Annotated in this window: 12 protein-coding genes; 10 read left to right on the top strand and 2 right to left on the bottom strand. The window is 62.4% G+C overall.

Annotation, left to right across the window (positions count from 1 at the left end; genetic code table 11):
• The first annotated feature begins 89 nt into the window (after positions 1 to 89).
• Positions 90 to 674: a histidine phosphatase family protein gene (locus AC1D17_RS09020; RefSeq protein ID WP_477565067.1), complete on the top strand. Its 585-nt coding sequence runs from the start codon at positions 90 to 92 to the stop codon at positions 672 to 674.
• An 89-nt stretch (positions 675 to 763) separates the two neighbouring features.
• Here AC1D17_RS09020 and AC1D17_RS09015 read toward each other — a convergent pair whose 3' ends face one another.
• On the bottom strand, positions 764 to 1,024 hold the full coding sequence (locus AC1D17_RS09015) for a DUF1344 domain-containing protein (protein ID WP_477565066.1): 261 nt from the start codon (positions 1,022 to 1,024) through the stop codon (positions 764 to 766).
• 251 nt (positions 1,025 to 1,275) lie between these two features.
• On the opposite strand from AC1D17_RS09015, the gene AC1D17_RS09010 reads away from it, so the two are divergent.
• From AC1D17_RS09010 to ribB, 3 genes are all read left to right on the top strand, one after another.
• Positions 1,276 to 3,990 (top strand): bifunctional diguanylate cyclase/phosphodiesterase, encoded by a 2,715-nt coding sequence (locus AC1D17_RS09010; RefSeq protein ID WP_477565065.1) that lies wholly within the window; start codon positions 1,276 to 1,278, stop codon positions 3,988 to 3,990.
• Positions 3,991 to 4,417: 427 nt separating this feature from the next.
• Positions 4,418 to 5,515: a chorismate synthase gene (gene aroC / locus AC1D17_RS09005; RefSeq protein WP_477565064.1), complete on the top strand. Its 1,098-nt coding sequence runs from the start codon at positions 4,418 to 4,420 to the stop codon at positions 5,513 to 5,515.
• 19 nt (positions 5,516 to 5,534) lie between these two features.
• Positions 5,535 to 6,635, top strand: a complete 1,101-nt coding sequence (gene ribB, locus AC1D17_RS09000) for a 3,4-dihydroxy-2-butanone-4-phosphate synthase (protein WP_477565063.1) — start codon at positions 5,535 to 5,537, stop codon at positions 6,633 to 6,635.
• A 139-nt stretch (positions 6,636 to 6,774) separates the two neighbouring features.
• Here ribB and AC1D17_RS08995 read toward each other — a convergent pair whose 3' ends face one another.
• Positions 6,775 to 7,974, bottom strand: a complete 1,200-nt coding sequence (locus AC1D17_RS08995; protein ID WP_477565062.1) for a winged helix-turn-helix domain-containing protein — start codon at positions 7,972 to 7,974, stop codon at positions 6,775 to 6,777.
• A 113-nt stretch (positions 7,975 to 8,087) separates the two neighbouring features.
• Between AC1D17_RS08995 and AC1D17_RS08990 the strand changes: the two genes are divergently transcribed.
• The 6 genes from AC1D17_RS08990 to AC1D17_RS08965 all read left to right on the top strand — a co-directional run bounded on the left by AC1D17_RS08990 (position 8,088) and on the right by AC1D17_RS08965 (position 12,287).
• Positions 8,088 to 8,768, top strand: a complete 681-nt coding sequence (locus AC1D17_RS08990; protein ID WP_477565061.1) for an energy-coupling factor ABC transporter ATP-binding protein — start codon at positions 8,088 to 8,090, stop codon at positions 8,766 to 8,768.
• On the top strand, positions 8,762 to 9,382 hold the full coding sequence (locus tag AC1D17_RS08985) for an energy-coupling factor transporter transmembrane component T family protein (protein ID WP_477565060.1): 621 nt from the start codon (positions 8,762 to 8,764) through the stop codon (positions 9,380 to 9,382). Before AC1D17_RS08990 ends, AC1D17_RS08985 begins: the two co-directional genes overlap by 7 nt.
• 83 nt (positions 9,383 to 9,465) lie before the next feature.
• A complete protein-coding gene (locus AC1D17_RS08980) occupies positions 9,466 to 10,029 on the top strand; it encodes a biotin transporter BioY (protein WP_477565059.1) in 564 nt (187 codons plus the stop codon).
• A 6-nt stretch (positions 10,030 to 10,035) separates the two neighbouring features.
• The gene (locus tag AC1D17_RS08975; RefSeq protein ID WP_477565058.1) at positions 10,036 to 11,028 is read left to right on the top strand and encodes a zinc-dependent alcohol dehydrogenase family protein; all 993 of its coding nucleotides are present in this window, start codon (positions 10,036 to 10,038) and stop codon (positions 11,026 to 11,028) included.
• Between the two features lie 63 nt (positions 11,029 to 11,091).
• On the top strand, positions 11,092 to 12,018 hold the full coding sequence (locus AC1D17_RS08970) for a histone deacetylase family protein (RefSeq protein ID WP_477565057.1): 927 nt from the start codon (positions 11,092 to 11,094) through the stop codon (positions 12,016 to 12,018).
• On the top strand, positions 12,015 to 12,287 hold the full coding sequence (locus AC1D17_RS08965; protein ID WP_477565056.1) for an exodeoxyribonuclease VII small subunit: 273 nt from the start codon (positions 12,015 to 12,017) through the stop codon (positions 12,285 to 12,287). The genes AC1D17_RS08970 and AC1D17_RS08965 overlap by 4 nt, the downstream gene beginning before the upstream one ends.
• Positions 12,288 to 12,324: the final 37 nt, after the last annotated feature.

Raw genomic sequence — 12,324 nt, 5'->3', positions numbered from 1 at the left:
ACGCATACGAAAGAATTCCGGGGCCCTCGAACAACGGGCGCCCCGGCTCCTCGCCTCGGGTCTCAAGACCCCTGCCCCGGAGTTTCTCCGTGACCATTTACATGATCCGCCACGGACAGACCGACTGGAATGCGCAGATCCGCATGCAGGGCCAGAAGGACATTCCGCTCAACGATACCGGCCGGCGGCAGGCAAGCGGCAACGGCCACGCGCTTATCGCCCTTCTCGGGCAGGACGCGGAAAAATTCGATTTCGTCGCAAGCCCGCTTCACCGCACCCGCGAGACCATGGAACTCGTTCGCGAAGCCATGGGGATTGCCCGCTCGGGCTATCGGATGGACGACAGGTTGAAGGAAGTCTCCTTCGGCGATTGGGAAGGTTACACGATGGCCGAACTCGAGCGGGAAATGCCCGAGCGGGTGGCGGAACGTGAGCTGTCGAAATGGGACTTCATCCCGCCGGGTGCGGATGCCGAAAGCTACGAAATCCTCTCCTGGCGTGTCGGCGCCTGGCTTTCGAGCGTTTCTGCGCCGACCGTCTGCGTCAGCCATGGCGGCGTCATCCGCACGCTGTTCAAGCTGTGCGGCGCCATGGACGCAGAAGAGGCGGCCCTTGGGGCCATTCCACAGGATCGAATCTTGAAGATCGAGAACGGCACGATCGGCTGGCTCTGAGCCCTTGCCGAAGGCGGGTAAAGCGGCCGATCTCTTGAACCAGCCCCGCCGGAATGACGCGGCACCGACCCGGTGCCGCGACTGCAGTCTTACTGCATGATTTCCAGGTCGTTGATGACGCGCTTGCCATCGACCTCGGTGTAGAAAACCAGAACCTTGACGCCCTCTTTCAGGCCATCGAAATTGAATTCTTCCGGTGCCTGGTAGTTCTTGCCGTCGTCCAGCGACAGGCTCAACTTGTCGGTATCCACGCCGGTGATGACGGCCTCGACATCGGCACTTTCGGCGAAGGCGGCCAGCGGCGAAAAGAAACCGGCTGCGGCCATCAATGTAGCAACGATGAAACGCATCTGTCTTGCCCTCTTCAGTGATTCTTTCAATTTTTGTGTGCCCACTGTTTGATCTCCGATTGTGGCAAAAATCGCCCGCTGCCGTGTCATTTAGAATTTTATCGAATTTGGAGACGTCATGGTTAACCGAATCCTGACCGGCGGTCACGCCCCTCCGCCGAAGCGCGGATTTGATAGCAGGAACAGCCTCTAAAGCCAATCTTAAGACTCCGTCTCTACCGTGCAGCCGGGGAATATGGGGTGCATGGCCGTTGACTAAAAGCGCTACAATCCGTCATCGCGTCCTGGCGCTTGCCAGGCTGGCGAAACCGTCGCTTTTTCCCGCGTTCATCGCCTTTGCCGTCGTCACTACCGGGGGCTATTTCTTCGAGCAGCAGAACCGTGAAAATTTCCGCAACGAACTGAAAAGCAACGTTCAAAACGAGCTTAATCTTGTCTCTACCCGCCTGCAGAGCGAGATCAACAACAACATCACCGCACTGCGCGGCATTGCCAACAATTTCTCCGTCGATCCCCAAATGCCGCAAGCGCATTTCGACCAGCTGGCGACCAAGCTGTTGATTCAGAATCCCCAGATGGTGCGGGTCAGCGCCGCACCGGACGCCGTCATCCGCATGACCTTTCCCCTCAAGGGGAACGAGCGGATGCTCGGCACCGACTTCAAGAAGTTCCGCTCCTCCCGGGTCGCCGTGGACCGCGCCGAATCGAAGGCCAAGCCCATTTTGGCCGGTCCGGTCCGGATGCCGAGCGGCCGGACCGGCTTCAACCTGTTTTCTCCCGTCTTCACCCGGACCGGCAACAGCCTGACCTTTTGGGGTTTCATGGAAGCCGTCATCGATGAACGGGATATCTACGCCAAAGCGGGGCTCGTCGATGACGGCAAACGTCACGACGAAGCGGACAGCGGCCACCAGCACGTCAATATCCAGCTGGCGATCCGCGATGTCTCGGTGAAAACCAGCATCCAAGATGCGTTTTTCGGCGACACCGATCTTTTTGACAAGGCGCCGGTCATCCGCCAGCTGCAGCTGCCCGGCGGCACCTGGGAACTGGCGGCGATCCCGGCCGACGGGTGGGCTCAAAAGCCGGCCAACACCACGTGGCTCGAAATCACGATTTTCGCCGCCGCGGCGATCATCATCGTTCCGATTTTCCTCACCGGCGGGCTCGTCAACGAACGCCAGCGCAACATCGCCAAGCTTCGCTCGCGCGAGCGGGAGCTGCTGACCGTGTCGCACCGGCTCAATCTGGCACTCGAATCGTCGAAGATCGGTATCTGGGAGATTGACCTGGACACACAGCAACGCTCCTGGGACGAGCGGATGTACCATCTGCACGGCCTGCCGCCGGGCGATGGCGCTCCAAGCTACGCCGAATGGCGCGGCACGGTGCATCAGGACGACATCACCGCAGCCTCGCTCACCCTGTTCAAGGCACTCGACGACGACCTGGAATACCGCTCGCAGTATCGCATCGTCAGGCCCGATGGCAGCATCCATTACGTGCGCAGTGCCGGCTCGACGCATGTGGGCGCCGACGGCAAGGCCAAGATCACCGGCATCAGCTGGGACGTCACCGACGACGTGATGATGACCGAACAGCTTCGTTCGGCCAAGGCAATGGCAGAGGCGAAGAACGACGAGCTTGCCGAGGCCAAGGACCGTATCGAGCACAATGCGCTGCATGATCCTTTGACCGGGCTTGGCAACCGCCGCATGCTCGACAAGGAACTGGAGGCGCTATCGGCCGCCCGCCGGGACGGCCTGCGCAACATCGCCATCCTGCATATCGATCTCGACCGCTTCAAGCAGATCAACGACACGCTCGGCCATGCGGCCGGCGATGCCATGCTGGTGCATGCATCGAAAATCCTGCGCTCCAGCGTGCGCGCCGGCGATATGGTCGCGCGCATCGGTGGCGACGAATTCGTGGTGCTGGTCGCCGATCCGCCGGGCAAGGCATTCCTTTCCGGCCTTTCCGAACGCATCATCGCCCAGATGCGCCAACCCGTGGACTATAACGGCTTCCCCTGCCGTTTCGGCGTCAGTATCGGCATCGCAATCGCGCAGGACCTCGCCTGCGACGAGCGTCAGCTGCTCGTCAATGCCGATATCGCGCTTTACCGAGCCAAGGAAAACGGCCGTAACCGCCACGAATTCTTCACCGAGGCGCTGCAGGCCGAGATCATCACCACCAAGCGCATCGCGGATGAAATCCTCGAGGGCATTGAACAGCATCAGTTCGTTGCCTGGTATCAGCCGCAGTTCGACGCCGGCACGCTGCGCCTGTCCGGCGTCGAGGCCTTGGTACGCTGGAACCATCCGCGCGAAGGCGTTTTGACGCCCGACAAGTTCCTGCACATCGCCGAGGAACTGGATGTGGTGTCGACGATCGACCGCATCGTGCTCGACCGGTCCCTGGTCGATGCGATGCGCTGGGCAGCGATGGGCATCGACGTGCCGAAGATCTCCGTCAACGTCTCTGCCAAGCGGCTCAGCGACGACCTGCTCCTCAACTCGCTGCAGGGCCTGTCGTTCACGCCCGGCCAGCTGTCGTTCGAACTGGTGGAATCGATCTTCCTCGACGAGAGCGACGATATCGTTACCGCCAATATCGAGGGCATCAAGAAGCTCGGCATCGATATAGAAATTGACGATTTCGGCACCGGCCATACGTCGATCGTCAGCCTCTTGAAGATCAAGCCGAAGCGGTTGAAAATCGACAGGCAGCTCGTCGCCCCCATCCTCAGCTCCCGCAACGAACAGGCGCTGATCCGGTCGATCATCGAAATCGGCCGGTCGCTCGGTATTGAAACCGTCGCCGAAGGCGTGGAAACCATGGCGCATGCGGAGATGCTGGGCGTGCTCGGCTGCGACCTTTTGCAGGGCTATGCCTTCGCCAAGCCCCTGAGCTTCGACAGCTTCGTGGCATTCGTCAACAAGGAAGCCCTGCAACTGGCGTCCTGATTGGCTTTTGCTTTAGAGCGCTTCATTTTTAAACGGAAGCGATTCTGTTGGCTCAAAACGGCCGTTCCACACGAAGGATGGCGCCGAGCGATGCCGATCCATCGGTCAAGCCATCCGACACAGTGGATGGCCGTTTTCAGCCAACCCGAAGGGCCGGATGAATTTCGGCCATGACCGGCGGCTGCCGCCTCGACCGCAGCTTCTGCTGCGCTCTTCGCCAACCGCCTTGGTTCTGGCCGAAATTCCTTCCGGCAGAATGCTTCCGTTTAAAGATGAAGCGCTCTAAGACAGACTGTTCACGCGGCAATCGCCATATTTCGCCAGAAAAGTTTTCCCTTTCCGGCGTTTTCCACTATTAGTCTGCGCCTACAGAATGGCGCAGCCGCTCGCCCGGATGCGCCTGGCCTCATATCCGGTTGCCTGATCCATGTCGCACAATACTTTCGGTCATCTTTTCCGCGTTACCACCTGGGGCGAAAGCCATGGGCCGGCGCTCGGCTGCGTCATCGACGGCTGCCCTCCCGGCATCCGTTTCACCCTGCCCGAGCTGCAGGCGTGGCTCGACAAGCGCAAGCCCGGCCAGTCGCGCTTCGTCACACAGCGCCGCGAAGACGATCTGGTCAAGATCCTCTCAGGCGTCATGCTGGATGCGGACGGCGAGACGATGATCACCACCGGCACGCCGGTCTCGATGATGATCGAAAACACCGACCAGCGCTCGAAAGATTATTCCGAGATCGCCAAGAGCTACCGGCCGGGCCATGCCGACTATACCTATGACGTCAAATACGGCATTCGCGATTACCGTGGCGGCGGCCGCTCGTCGGCGCGTGAAACAGCGGCCCGCGTCGCGGCCGGCGGCCTTGCCCGCAAGGTCGTGCCCGGCCTCATGGTGCGCGGCGCGCTGGTGCAGATCGGCAAGCACAAGATCAACCGCGACAACTGGGATTGGAACGAAGTCGGCAACAATCCGTTCTTCGCGCCCGATCCCGCCATCGTTCCCGTCTGGGAAGAGTATCTCGACGGCATCCGCAAAGCGGGCTCCTCGGTCGGCGCCGTCGTCGAAGTCGTTGCCGAAGGCGTACCGGCCGGCATCGGCGCACCGATCTATGCCAAGCTCGATCAGGATATCGCCGCCAATCTGATGTCGATCAACGCCGTCAAGGGCGTGGAGATCGGCAACGGTTTTGGCGCCGCCGAAATCACCGGCGAGGAAAATGCCGACGAGATGCGGATGGGCAATGACGGCAACCCGATCTTCCTGTCGAACCATGCCGGTGGTATTCTCGGCGGCATATCGACCGGCCAGCCGGTGATCGCCCGTTTCGCCATCAAGCCGACATCCTCGATCCTGACCCAGCGCCAGTCGATCGATGCGGACGGAAACAATGTCGACGTTCGCACCAAGGGCCGCCACGACCCCTGCGTCGGCATCCGCGCCGTGCCGATCGGCGAGGCCATGCTTGCCTGCACCATTGCCGATCACTACCTGCGCGACCGCGGCCAGACCGGCCGGTTGAAGTAACCATCCAAGGAAGAATCCCATGCCCTTTGACCAGAAGCGCGTTGCCGATGCCATCCGGGCCTTCGAGGCCGGCGAAATCGTTGTCGTTACCGATGATGACGGCCGCGAAAACGAAGGCGACCTGATTGTCGCCGCCGTCCACTGCACGGCGGAAAAGATGGCCTTCATCGTCCGCCACACCTCCGGCATCGTCTGCACGCCGATGCCGAAGGAAGAGGCCAAACGCCTCAACCTCAACGCCATGGTGGCGGAAAACGATTCGGCCCATACGACGGCATTCACCGTGACCGTCGATTTCAAGCACGGCACGACGACAGGCATTTCGGCCGAAGACCGGACCTTGACGGTCCGCAATCTTGCCAACCCGAATGTCGGCGCTGCCGACTTCACCCGTCCCGGCCACATCTTCCCGCTGGTCGCCCGCGAAGGCGGCGTCTTGATGCGGTCGGGCCATACGGAAGCCGCCGTCGATCTCTGCCGCCTTGCCAGCCTGCCGCCGATCGGCGTTATCTGCGAGCTGGTCAATGACGACGGCACGGTGACGCGCGGCCCGCAAGTGACTGAATTTGCAGAAAAGCATGGCCTGAAGCAGGTTTCCGTCGCCGATCTCATCGCCTACCGCCAGCGCAAGGAAACGCTGATCAATCTGGAGGCGACCTTCGATGTCGATACGCCCTATGGCAAGGCCAAGGCACATGCCTATTCCCTCCCCTGGGATCCGATGCAGCATCTGGCGGTGATCTTCGGCGACATCCGCGACGGCGTCGATGTCCCGGTTCGCCTGCAGCTGGAAAATGTCGCCGCCGACGTTTTCGGCAGCCACTGCCAGCTCGACCCGATCATGAAGCGCATGTCCGAACAGGGCCGCGGCGTCATCGTCTATTTGCGCGAGGGCTCGGTCGGCGTCGGCGTCTCGACGACCGCACGCGCCGGCAAGCACGAGCGTGAAGATCACAGCGAAGCCCAGGCGCGCGAAAGCGAATGGCTGGAAATCGGTCTCGGCGCCCAGATCCTGAAAGACCTCGGCATCACTTCGATCCGGCTCCTCTCCTCCCGCGAACGCCACTATGTCGGGCTGGAAGGTTTTGGAATCGAGATCGCGGCGACAGAGATCATCTGACCGTCACACGCCCGCATGGACTTTCAAACGCCACCGGTCATGGCATGACCGGTGGCGTTTGCATTTGCCTGATGCTGCCACGCAAACCGCCGGCACTCGCCGATGCCGCGATCCGATAGCCAAAGCAAACAGCTGTGCATCAAGGATCGCCGCCATCCCACCCATCCAGAAACACAACGCGCTCGACGCCGGCGAATTTGGCCAACCGCGCCAGTTCCGCCTCCAGCCGCTCCATCCGGCCCGACGATGAGCGCACGCCCTTTTCCCACCAGAGCCGTTTGACGTTCAGCGAACCGGTTTTGCGCTCCGCCTTCATGTCGATGCGGCCGACGATGCGGTCGCCTTCGAGCAGAGGGAAGACATAGTAGCCGTATTCGCGCTTCGGCTCGGGGACGAAAACCTCGATGCGGTAATAGAAGCCGAACAGGCGTTCGGTGCGGTTGCGATTGCGGATCAGCGGATCGAAGGGACTGAGCACGCGGATGCGGGCGGGCGGTTCGGCGAGGCCGCCGAGATTATCCGGAAAACCGGCGAAGGCATAGGAGAGGCGTGGCTTTTCGCCATCGGCAGGCTCGATCATCACCTCGGTCAGTTCGTCCCGGTGCTCAGCAACCCAGGCCTTGGCCTCGTCCGGCGAGATCAGATCGAAGAACGCGGCGATTTCGCCGTGGGTGGCAAAGCCGAGCCGCTCGAGCGCTGCGCGGCAGGCCCAGTCGAGGAAAACCTCGTGGCTGACCTCCGGCTCGTAATGACGGCCGGGAATGACACGCTCGGCGAGATCGTAGATCTTCTGGAAATTCTGGCGGCCGGCGATGGCGAGCTTGCCGGTATGCCAGTAATATTCAAGCGCCGTCTTGTTGGGATGCCAGTTCCACCAGCCGCCCGACTTGTGATCGGCGACCTTGAGGTCGCGTGACATCGCGGCGCCACCTTCGGCGATGCGCCGAAAAGTCTCTTCGAAGGTGCTGTCGAACCCTTCGCCATGCCATTTCAGCCAGCGCTCCCTCAGCACCGGTTCGCGCCGGGCAAACCGGTGCTTCCAGTAACGGAAAAATTCCGACGGCAGGATCGAGGCGTCGTGCGTCCAGTGCTCGAACAGTGCGCCGTCCTTTTCCAGAAGCTCGGTCAGGTGCTCGCGCCGGTAGGTCTGGTTGCGGGAAAACAGGATCTGGTGATGGGCGCGCTCGACGGTCGAGATGCTGTCCACCTGGACAAAGCCGATCTCATGGATGAGATCGAGCAGGCCCTGCTTGCTCAGCGCCCGGTTGGGGACTGCGGCCAGGCCCTGCTTGCTCAAAAAGATGCGCCGGGCATCGCGGTTGGAAACGAGAATCGCCATGGGGACAATCTAGGCAAATGTTCACACTTTGTTCAAGCCCAACCGGAACCCTATTTCCATCCGCGAACAAATCGTCCTATAGAGCCTCGACATTGAAACGCGGGGGACGCGGATTGGACATACGCTTTTCCGGCGCGTCGGTCAGCTTTGCCGGGCGCACGGTTCTTCAGCCGCTGACGCTGTCGCTCACCGAGCGGCGCATCGGCATTATCGGGCTGAACGGCTCCGGCAAGACCACGTTTGCGCGGCTGATCAACGGCCTGGTCAAGCCGAGCGCCGGCCAGGTGACCGTCAACGGGCTCGATACCGTCCGCGACGAAAGCGGTACGCTGGCTGCCGCCGGCTTCATCTTCCAGAACCCGCAGCACCAGATCATCATGCCGATCGTGCATGAGGATATCGCGTTTGGGCTGAAAAACCGCGGCCTGAAGGCGGACGAGATCGAGCGCCGGACGATCACCGTGCTGGAAAGGTTCGGCATCACGCATCTGGCCAGGCGGCGGGTGCACGAACTCTCGGGCGGCGAGACGCAGCTGGCCGCCATTGCCAGCGTGCTGGTGACCGGCCCCGGCATTCTCATTCTCGACGAGCCGACCAACCAGCTGGACCTGAAGAACCGCCGGCTGGTGGAAAACACCATTGCCGGGCTGGATGAGCATACGATTGTCATCAGCCATGACCTGCCACTGATCGAGCGGTTCGACCGTGTGCTGCTGTTCCATGAGGGCAGGCTTGTTGCCGATGGCCCGGCAGAGGAAAGCATCCGTGCCTATCATGAGGTGACGGGATGCTGAACGGGCTGAATGTCGAGGGCACAACGCCGCTGCACCGGATGTCCGTGCGGGCAAAGCTCGCCATCCTCCTGATCTGCGGGCTTGCGCTCTATGCCGTTTCCTCCCTCGTCATACTCATCCCGGCCTTCGTCATCGCTGCCCTCATCTACTTCACCACCGGCCTTGCGTTTCGCGACGCCGTGTCCCGCCTGAAACCCATCCTTTTCACCATCCTGATCCTTTTGATTGCCACCGCCTATCTCATCTCGATGCGCGAGGCGGCCGAAAGCTTCTTCCGACTGATGGCGATCGTGCTGTTTGCCGGCGCGGTGACGGCGACGACAGCGACCGGTGCCTTCATCGACGAAATCACCCGGCTGCTGCAGCCGCTCGACCGTCTCGGCCTGGTGCGGGCGGCCGATGTCGGGCTCGCCTTCGGGCTGGTGCTGCGCTTCGTGCCGGATATCTTCAACCACTACCAGCTGATCCGCGAGGCGCACCGGGCACGGGGGCTGAAGGTCCGCCCGTTGACGATCCTTGCGCCGTTGATCATCCTGACGCTGAAGGACGCCGACACGATCGCCATGGCCATCGACGCACGCGGCTTTCGGCGGCCGGGTGAAAAACGTCGCTGACAACGCTGGGGCTTGCCGCCTCTGAATTCTCTTCCGGCCCTGGCCGGACGTATGCATAGACACCGACAGACAAAGGACCTGCCATGACCACCAGAGACCTCGTTCTCATTGCCCTCTTCACCGCGATCATCGTCGTTCTCGGCCTCATCCCGCCGGTGACGCTCGGCTTCATTCCGGTGCCGATCACGGCCCAGTCGATGGGTGTCATGCTGGCGGGCTGCATCATCGGCGCCAAGCGCGGCGCGCTCGCCTATGTGCTGCTGGTGCTGCTGGTGGCGATCGGACTTCCGGTGCTTTCCGGCGGCCGTGGCGGACTGGCCATTATCCAGGGCCCGACCGGCGGCTTCGTCCTCGGCTGGATCGTCGCCACATATGTCACCGGCCTGATCGCCGAGCGGCTGGTCAAGGAAGGCCAGAGCGAAGCCAGGCAATTCGCCGGTTTCTTCATCGCCTCCATCGTCGGCGGCATCGGCGTGCTCTATGCCATCGGCATGCCGTGGGTGACCGCGGTGACCGGTACGCCGCTTTCAGCCGTCGCCACCGGTTCGCTCGCCTTCATTCCGGGCGATATCGTCAAGGCGGTGATCGCGACGCTCGCAGCCCGCGCCGTTCTCGCCGGTTATCCGCTTCTGCACGCACGCGCCTGAGCGCCGGTGGCGGATCATCTGGCAGCCCTTGTGGCAGACTATGGCAGGCCGGAGCATGTGATCCGGCTTGCCAAACGACCCCGCCCGGCGCTTGAACCGGGCATGGTTGAGATCGCCGTCGAACGCGCGGCGATCAACCCGTCGGACCTGATCCCGGTGACGGGCGCCTACAGCAGCCGCACCGTTCTTCCTTTTGTCCCCGGTTTCGAGGGCGTCGGAACCGTCAGCCGCGTCGGAGCCGGTGTCACCGGCCTGAAACCCGGCGACCGCGTGTTGCCGCTCGGTGCAAGCGGCCTCTGGCAGACCTATCTGCAGCGCCCCGCAGAATGGTGTTTCCCTGTCCCGGCCGATCTGTCGACCGAGCAGGCTGCGACGGCCTACATCAATCCGATGACCGCCTTGCGGTTGATTGCGGCGTTGAAGGACCATTTCGACGGCTCTTGCGGCCTTGCGGGCCGCAGGATCGGCGTCACGGCAGCCGGTTCAGCGATCGGCAGGATGCTGTTGATGGCGCTGACGTCCGAGGGAGCAGAGGTGACCGCCATGGTTCGCAGCGAGGGCGCGGCTGCTCGCTTGCCTCCGCTACCCGGCCTTCAAACGCGTGTGACCGGGCAACAGCCCATCGGCAGGGACATCGTTTTCGACGCGGTGGCCGATGCAGTCGGAGGTGACGCAGGCGGCGTCCTGCTCCGGGACAATCTGCCGGCGGGCGGCGTGTTTGTGCAATATGGCGCGCTCAGCGGCATGCCGATTGCACAAGGCGCCATTTCGGCACGGGCGGATGTGCGCTTTGCCTTTCTCTGGCTGCGGTCCTTCGTTCATTCCGCAGGAAGGCAAGCGCTTGCAAGCGCGCTGGCGCAATGCTTTGACGGTGTGCGCGAGGGCACGTTTGCAAGCGGCATCGCCGCCACCTATCCGCTGTCTCGCCTCAGTGAGGCGCTGGCCCATCAGGACGCCCCGGACCGTCGCGGCAAGGTGCTGATCGACCCGCGCTGTTGAAAACACAGTAAACGCCCTACCTATGCCATGGACCTCGAACCCCCGAAGCCATAGGTTCCAGCCATGACCACGATCCTGTTCGAAAACCCGACCTTTCTGGAACACAAGGTTCCCGAAGGCCACCCGGAGCGGCCCGACCGGCTGAAGGCGCTCAATCTGGCGCTGGAGCATGAGCGGTTTTCACCCCTGTCACGGCTTGAGGCGCCGCAGGGCAACGAGGATTTTGTGCTGCTTGCCCATCCCGAACAGCACCTGCGCACGGTCATGTCTGCCATCCCTGAGGAAGGCATCAACGCGCTTGAGGCCGATACCTATGCCAGCCCTGCCAGCCTGCAGGCCGCGTTGACCGGCATCGGCGGTGCGGTCGCGGCCGTCGATGCGGTGTTTTCCGGCAAGGCCGACAATGCCTTCGTCGCTTCGCGCCCGCCCGGCCACCACGCCGAAAAGAACAAGGCGATGGGCTTCTGCTTCTTCAACAACATCGCCATCGCCGCCCGCCATGCGCAGCGCAAACACGGCGCCGAACGGGTCGCCATCGTCGACTGGGACGTGCACCACGGCAACGGCACGCAGGATATCTTCTGGGACGATCCGTCGGTGCTGTTCTGCTCGACGCACCAGATGCCGCTCTATCCCGGCAGCGGCGCCAAGACCGAGACGGGGGCGGGCAACATCGTCAACGCGCCGCTTTCGCCCGACACCGGCAGCGAGCATTTTCGCGAAGCGTTCAAGTCGCGCATCCTGACGGCACTCGACGACTTCCGCCCCGATTTCATCCTGATCTCCGCCGGCTTTGATGCCCACTACCGCGATCCCCTGGCGCAGATCAATCTCGTCGCCGATGATTTCGACTGGGCGACCGGCCGGCTGCTCGATGCTGCCGGCAAGACCGCCAACAACCGTATCGTCAGCCTGCTCGAAGGCGGCTACGATCTTCAAGGGCTGGCCGAATCGGCCGGGACCCACATCTACCGCCTGATGAGAGGATGACCATGACCACCACCGCGCAAACTGGGGCCCCCCAGATCGACGTATCCGCCCTCTCCTTCGAAAAAGCCGTCGAGGAACTCGAAGCCATTGTCTCGGCGCTCGAACGCGGCGATGTGGCGCTCGACAAGTCGATCGAGATCTATGAGCGCGGCGAAGCGCTGAAGAAACATTGCGAAGCGCTATTGGGTGCCGCCGAAAACCGCATCGAGAAGATCCGGCTCGACCGGGCCGGAAAGCCGCAGGGCGTCGAGCCGCTCGACGGGGAGTGAGCGCTGAAGTCTGTTGTTGATTTTCGACGCATGAACA

The organism is Pararhizobium sp. P1_E7, assembly GCF_056405855.1.
Note: the sequence above shows the minus strand (reverse complement) of the source record. Positions and strands in the feature narration are given on the sequence as shown.

What these genes read in the sequence shown, in the direction of transcription:
- ribB (WP_477565063.1), top strand. Translation starts at nt 5,535, where the DNA reads ATGCCCTTTGACCAGAAGCGCGTTGCCGATGCCATCCGGGCCTTCGAG.
- AC1D17_RS09015 (WP_477565066.1), bottom strand. Translation starts at nt 1,024, where the DNA reads ATGCGTTTCATCGTTGCTACATTGATGGCCGCAGCCGGTTTCTTTTCG.
- AC1D17_RS08970 (WP_477565057.1), top strand. Translation starts at nt 11,092, where the DNA reads ATGACCACGATCCTGTTCGAAAACCCGACCTTTCTGGAACACAAGGTT.
- AC1D17_RS08985 (WP_477565060.1), top strand. Translation starts at nt 8,762, where the DNA reads ATGCTGAACGGGCTGAATGTCGAGGGCACAACGCCGCTGCACCGGATG.
- AC1D17_RS08995 (WP_477565062.1), bottom strand. Translation starts at nt 7,974, where the DNA reads ATGGCGATTCTCGTTTCCAACCGCGATGCCCGGCGCATCTTTTTGAGC.
- AC1D17_RS08965 (WP_477565056.1), top strand. Translation starts at nt 12,015, where the DNA reads ATGACCATGACCACCACCGCGCAAACTGGGGCCCCCCAGATCGACGTA.
- aroC (WP_477565064.1), top strand. Translation starts at nt 4,418, where the DNA reads ATGTCGCACAATACTTTCGGTCATCTTTTCCGCGTTACCACCTGGGGC.
- AC1D17_RS08980 (WP_477565059.1), top strand. Translation starts at nt 9,466, where the DNA reads ATGACCACCAGAGACCTCGTTCTCATTGCCCTCTTCACCGCGATCATC.